This is a genomic window from Acinetobacter piscicola, from assembly GCF_015218165.1.
GTDB lineage: Bacteria > Pseudomonadota > Gammaproteobacteria > Pseudomonadales > Moraxellaceae > Acinetobacter > Acinetobacter piscicola_A.
Genome location: NZ_CP048659.1, coordinates 3,168,191 through 3,184,172, shown reverse-complemented (window position 1 = coordinate 3,184,172; position 15,982 = coordinate 3,168,191). Strand labels below are relative to the sequence as shown.

Annotated in this window: 18 protein-coding genes and 2 pseudogenes; 13 read left to right on the top strand and 7 right to left on the bottom strand. The window is 37.4% G+C overall.

What is annotated here, in order from left to right; all coding sequences use genetic code 11:
- The first annotated feature begins 4 nt into the window (after positions 1–4).
- On the top strand, positions 5–556 hold the full coding sequence (infC, locus tag G0028_RS15695; protein ID WP_130072012.1) for a translation initiation factor IF-3: 552 nt from the start codon (positions 5–7) through the stop codon (positions 554–556).
- A gap of 60 nt (positions 557–616) precedes the next feature.
- Here infC and G0028_RS15690 read toward each other — a convergent pair whose 3' ends face one another.
- Entirely contained in the window at positions 617–1,090 is a 474-nt protein-coding gene (locus G0028_RS15690) for an Hsp20 family protein (RefSeq protein WP_180045061.1), read from the bottom strand.
- 288 nt (positions 1,091–1,378) lie between these two features.
- On the opposite strand from G0028_RS15690, the gene G0028_RS15685 reads away from it, so the two are divergent.
- The 3 genes from G0028_RS15685 to G0028_RS15675 all read left to right on the top strand — a co-directional run bounded on the left by G0028_RS15685 (position 1,379) and on the right by G0028_RS15675 (position 2,798).
- Positions 1,379–1,996, top strand: a complete 618-nt coding sequence (locus tag G0028_RS15685) for a glutathione S-transferase N-terminal domain-containing protein (protein ID WP_130072010.1) — start codon at positions 1,379–1,381, stop codon at positions 1,994–1,996.
- A gap of 64 nt (positions 1,997–2,060) precedes the next feature.
- Positions 2,061–2,345, top strand: coding sequence for a hypothetical protein (locus G0028_RS15680; protein WP_174493706.1), 285 nt, complete (start codon positions 2,061–2,063; stop codon positions 2,343–2,345).
- A gap of 27 nt (positions 2,346–2,372) precedes the next feature.
- On the top strand, positions 2,373–2,798 hold the full coding sequence (locus tag G0028_RS15675; protein ID WP_130072008.1) for a YqaA family protein: 426 nt from the start codon (positions 2,373–2,375) through the stop codon (positions 2,796–2,798).
- A 4-nt stretch (positions 2,799–2,802) separates the two neighbouring features.
- Here the strand turns inward: G0028_RS15675 and G0028_RS15670 are convergent, their stop codons facing one another.
- Entirely contained in the window at positions 2,803–3,528 is a 726-nt protein-coding gene (locus G0028_RS15670; RefSeq protein ID WP_180045062.1) for an energy transducer TonB, read from the bottom strand.
- A 98-nt stretch (positions 3,529–3,626) separates the two neighbouring features.
- The gene (locus G0028_RS15665; protein WP_180045063.1) at positions 3,627–4,889 is read right to left on the bottom strand and encodes an MFS transporter; all 1,263 of its coding nucleotides are present in this window, start codon (positions 4,887–4,889) and stop codon (positions 3,627–3,629) included.
- Positions 4,890–5,122: 233 nt separating this feature from the next.
- Here G0028_RS15665 and rpmI point away from each other — a divergent pair, with 233 nt between their 5' ends.
- Both rpmI and rplT read left to right on the top strand, forming a co-directional pair.
- A complete protein-coding gene (gene rpmI / locus G0028_RS15660; protein WP_002054552.1) occupies positions 5,123–5,317 on the top strand; it encodes a 50S ribosomal protein L35 in 195 nt (64 codons plus the stop codon).
- An 11-nt stretch (positions 5,318–5,328) separates the two neighbouring features.
- Positions 5,329–5,688: a 50S ribosomal protein L20 gene (rplT, locus tag G0028_RS15655; protein ID WP_120401613.1), complete on the top strand. Its 360-nt coding sequence runs from the start codon at positions 5,329–5,331 to the stop codon at positions 5,686–5,688.
- 56 nt (positions 5,689–5,744) lie between these two features.
- On the opposite strand, the gene G0028_RS15650 is transcribed toward rplT, so the two are convergent.
- Positions 5,745–6,908 (bottom strand): hypothetical protein, encoded by a 1,164-nt coding sequence (locus G0028_RS15650; protein ID WP_180045064.1) that lies wholly within the window; start codon positions 6,906–6,908, stop codon positions 5,745–5,747.
- 55 nt (positions 6,909–6,963) lie between these two features.
- On the opposite strand from G0028_RS15650, the pseudogene G0028_RS15645 reads away from it, so the two are divergent.
- From G0028_RS15645 to G0028_RS15630, 4 genes and pseudogenes are all read left to right on the top strand, one after another.
- Positions 6,964–7,345: pseudogene (locus G0028_RS15645) on the top strand (hypothetical protein).
- Positions 7,346–7,440: 95 nt separating this feature from the next.
- Entirely contained in the window at positions 7,441–7,638 is a 198-nt protein-coding gene (locus G0028_RS15640; protein ID WP_130072003.1) for a hypothetical protein, read from the top strand.
- 55 nt (positions 7,639–7,693) lie between these two features.
- Positions 7,694–8,177: pseudogene (locus G0028_RS15635) on the top strand (N-acetyltransferase family protein).
- 1 nt (position 8,178) lies between these two features.
- Positions 8,179–8,727: an NADAR family protein gene (locus G0028_RS15630; RefSeq protein ID WP_180045066.1), complete on the top strand. Its 549-nt coding sequence runs from the start codon at positions 8,179–8,181 to the stop codon at positions 8,725–8,727.
- A gap of 42 nt (positions 8,728–8,769) precedes the next feature.
- Here the strand turns inward: G0028_RS15630 and G0028_RS15625 are convergent, their stop codons facing one another.
- Positions 8,770–9,783, bottom strand: coding sequence for a hypothetical protein (locus G0028_RS15625; RefSeq protein WP_180045067.1), 1,014 nt, complete (start codon positions 9,781–9,783; stop codon positions 8,770–8,772).
- A gap of 170 nt (positions 9,784–9,953) precedes the next feature.
- Here G0028_RS15625 and pheS point away from each other — a divergent pair, with 170 nt between their 5' ends.
- The 3 genes from pheS (at position 9,954) to G0028_RS15610 (ending at position 13,740) form a co-directional block, all read left to right on the top strand.
- The gene (pheS, locus tag G0028_RS15620) at positions 9,954–10,934 is read left to right on the top strand and encodes a phenylalanine--tRNA ligase subunit alpha (protein ID WP_130072000.1); all 981 of its coding nucleotides are present in this window, start codon (positions 9,954–9,956) and stop codon (positions 10,932–10,934) included.
- Positions 10,935–11,065: 131 nt separating this feature from the next.
- A complete protein-coding gene (pheT, locus tag G0028_RS15615) occupies positions 11,066–13,447 on the top strand; it encodes a phenylalanine--tRNA ligase subunit beta (RefSeq protein ID WP_180045068.1) in 2,382 nt (793 codons plus the stop codon).
- The gene (locus G0028_RS15610; RefSeq protein WP_004723042.1) at positions 13,444–13,740 is read left to right on the top strand and encodes an integration host factor subunit alpha; all 297 of its coding nucleotides are present in this window, start codon (positions 13,444–13,446) and stop codon (positions 13,738–13,740) included. Before pheT ends, G0028_RS15610 begins: the two co-directional genes overlap by 4 nt.
- A gap of 318 nt (positions 13,741–14,058) precedes the next feature.
- On the opposite strand, the gene G0028_RS15605 is transcribed toward G0028_RS15610, so the two are convergent.
- Together G0028_RS15605 and rho are read right to left on the bottom strand one after the other, a co-directional pair.
- A complete protein-coding gene (locus tag G0028_RS15605; protein WP_180045069.1) occupies positions 14,059–14,328 on the bottom strand; it encodes a hypothetical protein in 270 nt (89 codons plus the stop codon).
- 381 nt (positions 14,329–14,709) lie between these two features.
- Positions 14,710–15,978 (bottom strand): transcription termination factor Rho, encoded by a 1,269-nt coding sequence (rho, locus tag G0028_RS15600; protein ID WP_111859432.1) that lies wholly within the window; start codon positions 15,976–15,978, stop codon positions 14,710–14,712.
- Positions 15,979–15,982 lie beyond the last annotated feature (4 nt).

Genomic DNA, 15,982 nt, shown 5'->3' with positions numbered 1-15,982 from the left:
AAAGATTAAACAGCCTGACCGTAACCAACAACAAGGTGCTAAAAGCAATCGTCCTGCATTAAACGACGAGATTAAGGCAAAAGAAGTCCGTCTCGTTGCTGCAGATGGAGAACAAAAAGGCATTGTGACGCTTGCAGAAGCGTTGCGTGCTGCTGAAGACGCAGATCTTGACCTTGTTGAGATTGTGGCAAATGCAGAACCGCCTGTTTGTAAAATCATGGACTTTAACAAGCATTTATTTGATTTAAAGCAAAAGCAAAAAGATGCTAAGAAGAAACAGCATCAAGTGCAAGTTAAAGAAATCAAATTGCGTCCTGGTACAGATGTTGGTGATTACAACGTTAAGTTGCGTGCTATTCTGAAATTCCTTGAAGAAGGCAACAAAGTCAAAATTACTCTACGTTTCCGTGGTCGTGAAATGGCTCACCAACAGTTAGGTTTGGCTCAATTACAAAAAATTGAGGCTGATGTGGCTGAAAGTGGTGTTGTTGAACAAGCACCAAAAATGGAAGGTCGTCAAATGGGTATGTTACTTGGTCCTAAAAAGAAAAAGTAATCATCCAGTGATCAAAAAAGCCCTGCTCGAATAGCAGGGCTTTTTTGATTTAAAGCATAATTACTCAATACTTACAGTTTTGTCTGTAGATTCAGGCTGATCAAGTAAAAGTTTTTTCTTACCAATTGGGATTTCGCGTGGAAGTTTTTCTTCTGGTATGATTCGTTCCAAGTCAATGATCAATAAACCATTCTCATAATCAGCTTGTTGAACTTCAATATGTTCATCTAAGCGTAAAGACAATTTAAAAGCACGACGCGCGATTCCTTTATGCAGATATTCAGTTGATTCTTTCTGAACAGCCTCAGGTTTACCTGAAATGGTAAGTAACTGATTTTCTAGACTCAGTCCTAATTCCTCTAGGCTAAAACCTGCGGTAGCCACCACAATGCGATAACGGTTTTCACCAGATTTCTCTATGTTATATGGAGGGTAGTTGGGTGCATCACTTTGCATGGCGTAGTCAATAAAATCATTTAAACGGTCAAATCCAATGCTACGACGAAATAAAGGATGAAGATTTAGATTACTCATGATTAGAACCTCCTGAGGTCAGCAAAGTTTTAAAAATAAGAAGATAAAATTAAACCTGCCATGTATAAACATCGACAGAATGTTAAAAATCGTCATTTCTAACACAATAATTAATATGTGTTTGAGTTTAAAAAATTCAAGTAAAATATCTATTTTTTTAAATAAACTTTTTATATATATGATAATTATAGGAAATTATTTTTAATTTGCAAAACTTGTTGTTTCTTTTTAAATCTATTAAGGTGTGTAAAGAGCCACCATCTACGGTGTATGGAGAATAATTTTAAAATGATTGATCTTTATTATTGGGGAACACCCAATGGACATAAAATAACCATTGCACTTGAGGAAATGGGCTTAGATTATCAAATTTTTCCAATTAATATTTTGGAAAATGATCAATTTCAACCTGATTTTTTACGTATTTCGCCAAATAATAAAATTCCTGCGATTGTTGATCAAAATGGACCAAATGGTGAGGCGATTTCAGTTTTTGAATCAGGTGCAATTTTACAATATTTAGGTCGTAAAACAGGTTTATATTATCCTGAAAACGAACAGGATCGTGTTGAAGTAGAGCAATGGTTGATGTGGCAAATGGGCGGGTTTGGTCCAATGTTAGGACAGAACCATCATTTTAGTCGTTTTGCTAAAGAGCAAGTGCCTTATGCTATAGATCGTTTTGTGAGTGAAACGCAACGCTTATATTCAGTTTTAAACAAGCAATTAATTGGGCAAAAATTTGTCGCAGGAGAATATTCAATTGCTGATATGGCGATCTTACCTTGGATCTTACGTCATGAGTGGCAACAAATTAATTTAGATGATTATCCTTATGTGAAAGCGTATGTAGAACGTATGACGGCACGTCCCGCAGTACAGCGAGCATTATCGATCAAAGTCTAAAACCAGAATATGCTACACTGCTGAACCACCTGCTACGGTGGTTTTTTAATGTTGGATATGAACGATGAAAGCATTCTTTTTAAATCTCACCCTTATTTTAGAAAAAAATCCTAAAGTTTATTGGTGCATAATTATGGGGATCGCCCTATGTTCAGTGTTGTATGTTGTGGAAGTGGTTCATATTCAAAATTTATTACCTGATGTGAAAGTACAAGATAGATCGGCATTACGTGCCCTGATTGATCCGATTGCTCAGCGTTATTCTTGGGCGCGTATAGTGGTGATAATTGTGGCAATTATTGCTGCAAATGTTCAATATTTAAAAACTAAAAAATCACTAGGCTTATAGGTTAGATCATGGATCTTGATTGATTTTATGGCATATTTTTTACTGTTTTTATCTGCGTTTGGTGCAGCGACTTTACTTCCTTTACAGTCTGAAGCAGTGTTAGTTGGCTTATTAGCTCAAGAGAAATATTCAGTTTTTGGATTGGTTTTAATTGCATCTATAGGGAATATATTAGGTTCGTGTATAAATTGGTACTTGGGTTTAAAAATAGAGCAATTTAAACATAAAAAATGGTTTCCTGTAACTGAACAGAATATGTTAAAAGCCGAAAAGACTTATCAAAAATATGGGTTTTGGTCGTTATTTCTCAGTTGGATGCCGATTATTGGAGATCCAATTACTTTAATTGCTGGATTGCTGAAAGAAAGTTTTTGGCGATTTTTATTGATTGTCACGCTAGCAAAGACAGGCAGATATATTTTTATCTACCTGTTGTATATAGGATTATTTTAATTGCTTAATCATTTTCACAATCACTGCTATCGAGACGAATTTGATCTGTAGCAGTCATTTTAAAAAATGGAAACCATGATTTTTTAGATTGAACTGCGGTATTGGAGATGATTTGTTTGATTTGTTCATCGATATATCGATTACCAGAGCTTTCTATCTCTTTAATCTCTGGATGGGTTATCGTATTTTTTTTCATCGTGAATGATACGGAGATAGATGGACTGGTTTTAGTGAACAGATTTCTGTCTAAGTAGATAGATCGCAAAGTTTGTTCATATTTAAATGAGGTTTTTTCGCCTTTGTGTTGAGCATCATAAGCATTTGAATGAAGTTTTATTTTGCATTCAGGTGAAATGCTACTTGGAGAGTTAGTATTCAGATTAATAGGTATTTCAGCAATGAATGAAGAGGCTTGACCATTCTCTATATACGGCTTAAATCTTGCATTTTTTAAGGATGAACTTATTTTTCGATCCAAACGATCTAAGCCTGTACTTTTGATGATTTCGACTTGAGTCACTTTGCCTATCTCATTTACATATAAATGTGCAAGCAATTGACGAGATTTACCTTTTAGATCAGTGTCTTCAAATTCAATATTTGGAGTTCTAAGCCAACTAATGCCGCTAGGTTGTACTTTAACCTCTTTGGGGCTGTTATTTAGATTGATATCGGCATAGGAATAGCCACATAAAATACTGCTCAGTAAAATCAAAGTTTTAATTTTCATAAAATAAATCTTAAATTGTAAAAATAATGAGAAAAATGGAGTATAAATCATCCATAAAAAAGGGCAAAATGAATATTTACCCTTTAAAATATATCTGTTTATTTTCTTAAATCATCATGACCTTGGGTAATATCGACTTTGAATAAGTCCTGTGTTTTTGCCCAACTGATCGCAACGACAACCATAGTCATACAACCACCAAAAACAGTAGCAGCAATCGTTCCCATATATTTGGCTGCAAGACCTGACTCAAAAGCACCCAGTTCATTACTGCTTGATACAAACATGCCATTTACCGCAGCAACACGACCACGCATATTTTCAGGTGGATACACTTGTAAAATAGTTTGACGTACGACGACTGAGATACTGTCACATGCACCCGTCATGGCTAAAGCAAAAAGAGAAAGCCAAAGTGTATTTGAAAATGCAAAAACAAGCGTGAATACACCAAAACCAGCAACTGCCAAAAGCATATTACGCCATGCATGATGTGTTGGTGGGAACTTGGTGAGAACAATCATGGTGATTAGTGCACCGATTGAAGGGGCTGAACGTAAATATCCTAAACCTTCTGGACCAATTTTTAAAATATCTTCAGCAAATATCGGGAGTAGAGCAATCACACCACCGAACAATACAGATACGAGATCAAGTGAAATCGCCCACAATACGATTTTAGTTTTCCAGATAAAACGGAAACCTTCACTTAAACTATCCCATAAATTATCTTTTTCCATCGTAGGAAAAATGCGCTTTTTAAGAAGTGAAATCAGGAAAAAGCAAATAAACAGTAAAACAGCAACCGATAATAAACTGGTTTCTCGTCCGAGCCATGCCAACATAAAACCACCGAGCATTGGACCGATAATGACGCCACTTTGCCAACCAATGGTGGTCCATGTTGCACCATTGGCATATAACTCACGTGGAATGAGAAATGGCTTTAGCGATGTTGCAGAGGGATTGTAAAAACCACGAATTGTACCTAATCCAAAAATAACGGCATAAATTCCCCATGATAATGTCTGAATCCCGATATGCCCATGATCATAGCTATGAAATAACCACCATAAAACCAGTGGAAGAGGAAAGGCGAAAAATAAACAAATTTTCATAATGATTTGTTTGTTGAATTTATCCGCGAAATAACCACCCCATAATGAAAGCGCGATGAAAGGAATTGCTTCAGCTAAACCAATTAAACCAAGTGTTAGGGGATCTTTGGTAATTTGATATAAAGAATAAGCAACAATAATTTCCTGAATCAAAATCGCTAAAGTTAAACAAAATTGGTTAACGGTGACGATAGAGAAATCTCGGTAGCGGAGCGCTGCGAATGCATCCTGTGCAGGGTTCATAATGTTCCAAAATTATCATGATGTGATGATTATAAGGAAATTTTTTTGAAGTATTTATTGTTTAGGTTAGAAATATCATTTTAAGCGTACATGCCATTGCATCTGTTTAAAAGTTAAATTTAAAAGTTATTGCTTTTGTTTTATACGCAGATGATTTAGAATATTGCCTCCCTTACCTGCAGGTTGTCTCGCAATGGTGCGAACATGCCGAACAGGTGTTTAAAGAGGTTGTTATGGCTAAGTTAAAAACTCGCCGTGGTGCAGCTAAGCGTTTCAAAGCGACTGCTAACGGTTTCAAGCGTAAACAAGCGTTCAAACGCCACATTTTGACCAAAAAATCTGCTAAACGTATTCGTCAATTGCGCGGTTGTGTCATGGTTCACGTAAGTGACATGAATTCAGTTCGTCGTATGTGCCCATACATCTAAGGAGATTATAAATGGCTCGTGTAAAACGTGGTGTACAGGCTCATCGCCGTCATAAAAAAATTCTTGCTCGTGCTAAAGGTTACTATGGCGCGCGTTCACGTGTTTATCGTGTAGCGTTCCAAGCAGTAATCAAAGCAGGTCAATACGCTTACCGTGACCGTCGTCAAAAGAAACGTCAATTCCGCGCTTTGTGGATTGCACGTATCAATGCGGGCGCACGTCAAAATGGTTTATCGTACAGCCGTATGATTTCTGGCTTGAAAAAAGCGCAAGTGATCATCGACCGTCGCGTACTTGCTGACATCGCTATGCATGACGCAGTTGCATTTGCTGCTTTAGCTGAAAAAGCGAAAGGTGCATTGGCTGCATAATCATCATTGATGATTGAAAAAGACCGCTATTTTGCGGTCTTTTTTATGGATTGATTTTATATTGATTGATCATCTTTTATTTTAAGGGCTTTGTATAATGCATAAAATAACGCAATGATAATAATGAAAATATTCCCCCAATGTACTGTGAAATATGCCAATGTCCATAGAGCACAATAACACCACAGCATAAACCATAAAAACTTGATGAGTCCAACCCAGTGAAATCCAGACGGTGTTTCATCTAACGCGATATGTTCAGTGTTCGTTATATTTGAATCGTGAGCTGAATCATCTTGTGATTTTGCTATGATTGTGGGTGGTGTAATCAAGGGTGTAAATCGCTGTGTTTGTGAATTGAGTACAGCCTCTTGATGATGATTAGCACTATGCTTTAACAAAATTGGAAAAAGCTCATCTAAGGTCTGAGATGCTTTTGAAAACTCTTTTCTTTCATTTTCAGACATATGCCAATATGCTGCATATTCATTTTTAGCATGAGATTCAACATGAAAAGCATGCGTGAGTGCGGCAGCATTGATGATTAAATTACTGGCATAATTGCGTTTTAAGCTAAAAGGTAATAAAGGAAACTGTTCTTGTTTTTGATAATAATTACCTTCATAACAATTACTTTCTGTTAATGGAACAGGAAAGGTTCCATAACGTTTGGAAATGTCAAAGGCGTAGATGGAGTTTTGATAATCATCATAAAAAGATTGCCATGAGAAAGCTTGTAGATCTGCTAAAATTTTGTCTGAATAATCATGAGATATATCCATTAAGACGTAGTTTTCAACACTGTCATGATAATTATTATAGTTTGATTGCTGTGGAAATCCATTTTCATCATATTCTTGCCAAAGTGGCTCTTCCTCAGCATAGATCAAAACTTTAAAGATTTGGTTTGGAAAATGACAGACAATACAAAAGTCATTTTCAGTGGTTTTTAGATCGAATATTTTAGATTCGGTAATATCTTCTAATACATCTGCAGCAAGATGTAAGCTGATTTTAAAAAGCCCTTGAGTTTTAAGATGATTGAGTAGATGTGAGGCTGAGCCAGCCAATAAAGTCCCTGTGTCTAGATCACGTAAAATCGGAAAATGAGTAAAAAGGAGTGGATGGCGATCTAAAATTTCGGAATCGACAGAGCCGCTCAAAAATTCATTGCCATAACTCACTAAAGCGACTTGGCGATAAGCCCTTTCCAAATACATGTGTTTTTTCCTGTTATTATGCTTTTTGATTGTGTAATAGCATGCGTAAAAAATAATGAGAAAACAATATCATTTCTGCCAAGTTGGTGAAGACATGCTGATTTGGGATGTACATCATCTCATTGAATTGATTCAAAATTTTCCTATTCAAAATATTGAGTTAGTAGATATTCAAGAACTCAGCGAAGCGTATTGGCATCCCAGATACACATCCAACGACACAACAAATCATTGAGCATATTCAATTGATTCAAGATGCCAATCTAAGTTATCCCATTATTTTATGTGCAGATAGACGAGTGATGGATGGTATGCATCGAGTCGCAAAAGCTCAATTATTGAATCAAAAAATGATTCAAGCGGCGCAGTTTAAGGAAACGCCTTCACCATATTTTATGAATATCAATGAAGATGATCTCGAATATGATGAAGATTAAAACTGCTTAAGATATACACAATATCAACAGGAATATTCTAGTTGTTTAAAGTTGAATCAAATACATTAGAACGATAATAAAATCAGGAGCTTCATATGCTTGTTGCAATTCAAGGTTTAGATCAAGGTACAATAGATGTTAACTTAGATGTTTTACCGCGAGAAGGTGAATATTTAAAAATAGTTTATGGGGCAGATGCAGAAGTTGAAGGCGAAGTTGCTTCAATTAATCATTATATTAATCAACATGCAGATGAGCATAAAATTACCATCGTGTTAAAACCAATTAACTAATTGATAAAAATTAGATGATTAAAAGTAGCTTTTTTGCTACTTTTTTCATGTTGCAATACTTGATGAGGCTGAACAGATTGCACAAGATCATGTACATAGTTGGCATGAGACCTATACAGGCATGATTAGACAAGAAGTTTTAGATAGTCGAACTGTAGAGGGCTGTAAGCAACTTTGGCAAAAGTTAATTGTTGATCAACAGCATCGAATTACGGTGTATGAGAAAGATGATGTCATTTTCGGTTTTTTAGATGGTTATTTAAATCCTGAGCAAACGATAGCAGAAATTCGTGCATTTTATTTGTTGAAAGAAATCCATGGGCAAGGCATTGGTCGTGCCATGTTTGAGCAGTTCTATCAATCTTTGCAGCCAGATCAATATTCTATTTTACGATTAGGTGTTTTGAATAAAAATTTAAGCCGCTATTTTTATGAAAAAATGGGTGGTATTTAGGTAGATGAAGAAAGGATTCCTGAGTATGGTGATGGAATTTCAGAAGTTTTTTTATCAGTGGAATCTTCTCAAGAGTAGAAAATAATATGTCAGATCAACGCTATTTAACAGATTTACAAGAAGCCCTTAGAAAGGGAAAAAACTTTAAATATCTTTGCTTTTGGGGACATACGCCCAAGCAACAAGATCTTGTGGATAAAAGCTGTTTTAGCCAATGGTATCCTGCGGCTTTTCAGGTCGATGGAATCGACTATAAAACGGCTGAACATTTTATGATGGCGCAAAAAGCGCGGTTATTTGCGGACGAAGAGATTTTTCAAAATATTATTCAGGCAAATCATCCTAATGAAGCCAAAGCTTTGGGACGAAAAGTCAAAAATTATCAGGAAGATGTATGGCTAAAGCATCGTTTTGATATTGTGGTGCAAGGTAATTTAGCAAAGTTTTCGCAAAACGCGGAATTGAGAAAGTATTTATTGGACACAGGAGATCGTGTGTTGGTCGAAGCATCGCCTGTCGATAAAATTTGGGGCATTGGTTTAGCTGCGGATGATAAAAATGCTGAAAAACCATTGCAATGGAAAGGTTTAAATCTGTTAGGTTTTGCATTGATGGAAGTGAGGAAGCAACTTTAATGCTGCTTGCTCACAAGGTTTGATTTTATTGAAAATGCAAATTTACAAGCCAAAATAATATGCTGCGATACAAATTAAAATAGTCATGACAATTAAAGTCATAACTCCTGATTTACCAACTTTGGACTCCGAATTTTGACTAAAACGTTGCTGTTTATTTTCAGTGCCTGTTGCCTCAAACGGTGATGGTGCTTGTTTAGGCGTTAAACGTGCTGATTGATAATGGTTGGCAACTTTGGTGATAAACTTGCTGTATAAATCATCAAGTTTCTGTGAAAAATGACGTAAATTCATTCGCTCTTCTGGACTCATTTCTTGTTCTAAATCATTTGAAGAATATTGCATTTTATTTTGAATAAAAGTCGATAAAGCTTCTAAGCGATGTAACGTTTCATGTGCATAATCTGCTGAGTAAGCACTTGGAAATAAGGCAAGATTGTTGGTATTTTCTTGAGCAGACTGAGCTTTACTCAAACCTAAATAAGGGAGTGTTACTGTACTTGGTTCAATAAAACCTTGTGCATATTTACTATTAAAGAGCTCGTTGTCCGTGTACACCTGAATATCATCCCAATTCGGCTGTGCTAAATCTTGCTCAATGGGTTTATTATATTTTGTGCTGAGTTCAAAACGCCAAAATGTTTCCTGACGGGTACTATTGTGTTGTGCTGTCGGCACTTCATAATCATTGTCCGCAGTGTACCATTCAGCCAATTCTTTACCTAAAATCCAAGCTGTATGCTGTTGCTTATGATGACTAATAATAAAGTGTGGCGTTGCTAAGAGCTCTACATTCGCATTTGGATTTTTTTCGTCATTGAGTAGGCTTGAGCTATGTAAGCTAAGGCGATAAACCCCTTGTTTTTTTAAGCCTTCTAGCCATATTTGAAAATGTTGTGCCAATAAATGTTGATTGAGTAAATCTCGAAAATACAAACGGTGTTGATTAAAAATAGCGTGATTGACCCATTGATTAAAGCTTAAATCTTGGGACAAAAATTCGTTGCCATAAGTGACAAGCGTGAGTTGTTGCTTCCAAATTGGGTCAAGTGCCATGTGTTCTTGATCTCGGTGACATCATTCTTATGAAATTCTGATTATCTTATACTTTTTATACTTAAAAATACTAATTTGATTTTCCTGTTTATGAAGCTTCATCCATCTGCATAAAAACTGTTAGAATATGCAGTTATATTATTTTCTAAATTGTTGCTTTGAGAGTTACTATGTCACTGGAAGCCCTGACCACTGAAGCGCTCGCTGCGATTGCAGCAGCTCAAGACCTTGCTACACTCGACCAAGTGCGAGTGCAATTTACAGGGAAAAAAAGCCAGCTTGCGGAACAATCTAAGTCGTTGGGTAAAATGGATCCCGAAGAGCGTAAAGCTTTTGGTGCGCAAATTCATGCGGTACGTGAAGCAATCAACGCTGCCTTAACTGAGCGTCAAGCAGCATTACAAAAAGCAGCACTAGAACAAAAGCTTGCAAGTGAAACGATTGATATTACTTTGCCAGGTCGTGGGCAAACTATTGGTAGCATTCATCCTGTGACGCAAGTTCAAGAGCGTATTTGTCAATTCTTTACTAAAGCTGGATTTACGGTTGCGACGGGTCCTGAAGTAGAAGATGACTACCATAACTTTGAAGCATTAAACATTCCGGGGCATCATCCTGCGCGTGCGATGCATGATACGTTTTATTTTGATGCGACACATTTGTTACGTACACACACATCAGGTGTACAAATTCGTACTATGGAAACGCAACAACCACCGATTCGTATCGTTTGCCCGGGTCGTGTTTATCGTTGTGACTCGGATCAAACTCATTCACCGATGTTCCATCAAATTGAAGGTTTATACGTTGCAGAAAATACCAGCTTTGCTGAACTAAAAGGTTTATTGGTGAATCTTTTAAATGAATTCTTTGAAAAAGATTTAAAAGTACGTTTCCGCCCTTCTTATTTCCCATTTACAGAGCCAAGTGCTGAAGTGGATATTATGGATGAACGTGGTAAATGGCTTGAAGTTTTAGGTTGCGGTATGGTGCATCCAAATGTATTACAAGCTGCGGGCATTGATCCTGAGAAATATAAAGGTTTTGCTTTTGGTTTAGGGGTAGAGCGTTTTGCGATGTTACGTTATGGCATCAATGACTTACGTATGTTCTATCAAAATGATGTGCGTTTCTTACGCCAATTTGCTTAACAAATTTATACCTCTCCCTAACCTCTCCTGAAAGGAGAGGGGTGTTCTTTAACATGAGATGAAGGGGCCTTCGCTGCTAAAAAGCGAAGTTGAAGAGGGATTGGAAATTTAGAAATAATAGGTTTTTTGAAATGAAAATTAGCGAAAATTGGCTACGCACGTGGGTAAACCCTGCTATTGATAGCGAAACTTTATCTGACCAACTCACCATGTTGGGTCTTGAAATTGATGATTTAACACCTGCGGCTAAAGCATTTACAGGTGTGGTTGTGGGTGAAGTACTGACAGTTGAACAACATCCCGATGCCGACCGTTTGCGTGTAACTACAGTCAATATTGGTTCAGGTGAGCCATTACAAATTGTATGTGGTGCACCAAACGTACGTGCAGGTATGAAAGCACCTGTTGCAACGATTGGCGCAGTACTTCCTGGCGATTTCAAAATTAAGAAAGGCAAACTGCGTGGTATCGAATCACAAGGCATGTTGTGTGGTGCTTCGGAAATTGATCTTGAAGATAAAATTGATGGTCTGTTAGAACTTCCTGATGATGCACCTGTAGGTGTGAATATCCGTGAATATTTAAATTTAGATGATAATGTCATTGATATCAGTATCACCCCAAACCGTGGTGACTGTTTTAGTATCCGTGGTATTGCGCGTGAAATTGGGGTGATTAACCAACTTGCTGTAACCGCACCCGAAATTAAAGAAGTTGTGGCAACAATTGCAGATCAGAAGCAAGTTGTAGTGACAACCGAAGGTTGCCCACGTTATTTAGGTCGTGTGATCAAAAATGTCAATACCAAAGCGCCTACACCTACATGGATGGAACAAGCGCTTGCTCGTTCAGGTATTCGTCAGCACAGCATCTTGGTGGATATTACCAACTATGTATTGATGGAACTTGGTCAACCTTTACATGCCTTTGATGGGGGGAAAGTTCAAGGTTCAGTGCATGTTCGTCAAGCCACTGCGAATGAAAAGCTCGTATTGTTAAATGAGCAAGAAGTTGAGCTTTCTGAAAATGTCATGGTCATTGCAGATGATGCCAAAGCATTGGCAATTGCAGGCATCATGGGTGGTTTATCTTCAGCGGTGTCTGATGAAACGACTGAAATTTTCCTTGAATCAGCATTCTTTGAACCTATTCATATTGCAGGTCGTGCCCGTAGTTTCGGTTTACACACCGATGCATCTCAGCGTTATGAGCGTGGTGTAGATTTTGAATTGCCAATGCTTGCGATGCATCGTGCATCACAGTTGATTCATGAACTTGCAGGTGGTGAGTTTGGTCCAATCACTATGGCTGAACAGGCAGCATTATTACCAAAACGTGAAGCGATTGAATTGAATCAAGCACAAGTGGATCAGTTATTAGGTTATACCGTTGCCTCTGACTTTATTACTGATGCATTACAACGTTTAGGTTGTGACGTGACTGTAAAAGCGCAAGGTGAGTGGGTGGTTGTACCACCATCGCACCGTTATGATATGGTGATCTATCAAGACTTAATCGAAGAAGTAGCGCGTATTCATGGTTATGACAATATTCAAATGAGCCTGCCTGTGATCGATGTGAAATTAGCGAAACATCAAGATCAATTTGAGTTGCCACAATTACGTCAAACTTTGGTGACTTTAGGTTACCAAGAAGCGATTAGCTTTAGCTTTGCAGATTTAAAACTTGAAAAACAGTTGAATTCACAAGTAAATCCTTTGGCTTTAGCAAACCCGATTTCAAGTGATCTTGCTGTTATGCGTTCAACTTTGTTGTCGAGTTTGATTCCATGTGTACAATACAATGTGAATCGTCAACAAAGCCGTGTGCGTTTCTTTGAGTTAGGCTTACGTTTTGATTATCAAGATGCACAAGGTATTGATGATCTTAAACAGATTCCTACATTGGCAATGATTGCCACAGGTGCTAAACAAGCTGAATCATGGCATGGTAAACCACAAGCAATGGATTTCTTTGACTTTAAAGGTGAAGTAGAGGAATTACTTGCTGCTGCGCGTGTACAGGTTGAATATGTGCGTTCTGAGCGCGAATGGTTGCATCCTGGACAAGCTGCTGAAATATTAGTTGCTGGAAAATCGATTGGTTATTTAGGTCGTTTACATCCATCATTGGAAAATGAACTAGATTTGGCAACAACTTGGGTTGCAGAACTCGATCAATTGGTTGTTTTGCAAACTTATGTATCTAATTTTACAGAATTATCACGATTTCCATCGGTTAGACGTGATATTGCTGTTTTAATTAGTGATAAGATTAATGTCAGTGAAATTCAGCAACTTATCGAAAAAACGGGTGGTGAGCTCTTAGACTCAACTTGGTTATTCGATGTGTACACAGGTCAAGGTGTGGCAGAAGGCAAGCGCTCTCTAGCATTTGCATTATTATGGCAACATCCAACGCGTACACTTGAAGATGCTGAAATAAAATCTGGTATGGACAACATTATACAAGTGTTGCAAGACACTTATGAAGCGACATTGAGGGCCTCATGACAGCATTAACAAAAGCAGAAATGGCTGATCATTTAAGTGAGCTTACGAGTTTAAATCGTCGTGAAGCAAAACAAATGGTTGAGTTATTCTTTGATGAAATTAGCCAAGCATTGATTGCTGGCGAACAAGTGAAACTTTCAGGATTTGGTAATTTTGAATTGCGTGACAAACGTCAGCGCCCTGGTCGTAATCCAAAAACTGGGGAAGAGATTCCAATTTCTGCACGCCGTGTTGTGACTTTCCGTGCGGGTCAGAAATTTAGACAACGTGTTGGTACTGAACAAGAGGATTAATTTTCTCTATTATAAAAAAGCCCTGTATACATGACAGGGCTTTTTTTATATCAGATGTTAAGTATTGATTGAAATTTTTTGAGTTTGATATGGAAAGAAGGTAGGAGGGTTCCCTATCTGTTCAGTTATATTCAAAAGTGTATTGGATTTCAGAAAAAGTTTAAGTTTTTAAAAAATATGTATATGTATAGCTTAAGAGTGGGTTTTTGATATTGATACTTTTGAATATTGAGTATTTTGGGTTCTGATCTTTAAATTTAAGATATAAAAAAAGAGAACCAAAGGTTCTCTTTTTCTGATAATAATCTAAAGTGATTATTATTGTGCAGCAGAAGCAGCAGCAGTAGCGTCAGCAGCAGCATCAGTAGCAGCAGAAGCGTCAGCAGCAGCATCAGAAGCAGCAGCAACGTCAGTTGCAGCAGAAGCAGCAGCAGCGTCAGCAGCAGCAGTAGCTTCAGAAGCAGCTTCTACAGCTTGAGAAGCAGCAGCGTTTGCGTCAGCAGCAGCTTCTTCAGTTTTTTTAGCACAACCAACGAAAGCTAAAGTAGTAGCAACTGCAGCAGCAATAGCGATTTTTTTGAATAACATGGCATCACTCTCATAAAATAAATTGAGACAAAAAACCCAAGTTAGCCTGTTTTTTGCTTTGTGCATAGCAGTCTAACTGGTATGCGAATATGCTATCACTGCGCATTTAGAATTGCTACTGCCCAAAATCAAAAAAATGGCAAAAATGACTAGAAAATGACGTTTTTTTAACAGGTATTTACAATTAATTTGAGCGTTTATATTGGTTTATTGCTATCTAACTGCTTAAAAAATATAAGGATTAATATTTAAAAATATTAATATTCAATAGCTTGTAATACATATTAACAATCTATAATGGTATGTGTAATTTTATGTAAATAAAGTCAACCAAATAAAAAGGCTATCGTTATAGATAGCCTTCTTAAGATAAATAAAATTTTAGTTAGTGGCTTTACGCTTCATCTGATCAAAGAAATCATCGTTGGTCTTCGTTTCTTTCATACGGTCAAGTAGGAATTCCATCGCTGCTAATTCATCTTGTGTATGTAAAAGTTTACGTAAAATCCAAACCTTGCGTAGATTTTCTTCGCTCATTAAGCGTTCTTCACGACGAGTACCTGATTTTTTGATATTCATTGCAGGGAAGACGCGTTTTTCAGCAATACGGCGATCAAGTGTAATCTCTTGGTTACCTGTACCTTTGAATTCTTCATAGATCACTTCATCCATTTTACTGCCTGTTTCAATCAAGGCAGTAGAAATGATGGTGAGAGAGCCACCTTCTTCAATATTACGTGCCGCACCAAAGAAACGTTTTGGACGCTCTAAAGCATGTGCATCTACACCACCTGTCAGTACTTTACCTGACGACGGAATAACCGTGTTATAGGCACGTGCGAGACGCGTGATTGAATCAAGTAAAATCACGACATCTTTTTTATGTTCGACGAGACGTTTTGCTTTTTCAATCACCATTTCAGCAACTTGTACATGACGAGCAGGTGATTCATCAAATGTAGAGGCAACGACTTCACCACGTACTGTACGTTCCATTTCTGTGACTTCTTCAGGACGTTCATCAATGAGAAGAACGATCAGGAAGCATTCAGGGTTATTACGTACGATAGATTGTGCAATGTTTTGTAATAACATTGTTTTACCGGCTTTTGGCGGTGCAACAATGATTGAACGTTGACCTTTACCAATCGGTGCGATCAAATCAACTACACGTGCGGTTAAATCCTCGGTTGAACCATTGCCTAATTCCATGATCAATTGTTCAGTCGGGAATAAAGGTGTTAAGTTTTCAAATAAGATTTTATTACGTGAATTCTCAGGTGTGTCATAGTTAATTTGATTTACTTTAAGTAAAGCAAAATAGCGTTCGCCTTCTTTTGGTGGGCGAATTGTACCAGTAATGGTGTCACCAGTTCTAAGGTTAAAACGGCGAATTTGTGACGGGCTCACATAGATATCATCTGGTCCTGCAAGGTAAGAGCCAGCAGCCGAGCGTAAGAAGCCAAACCCATCAGACAAAATTTCTAGAACACCATCACCAAAAATTTCTTCGCCATTCATTGCATGGCGTTTTAAGATGGCAAAAATAATGTCTTGTTTACGGTTACGAGCCATTCCTTCAAGGCCCATAAACTCCGCAATCTTAATGAGTTCGCCAATCGGTTTTTTCTTGAGTTCAGTTAAGTTCATAGAT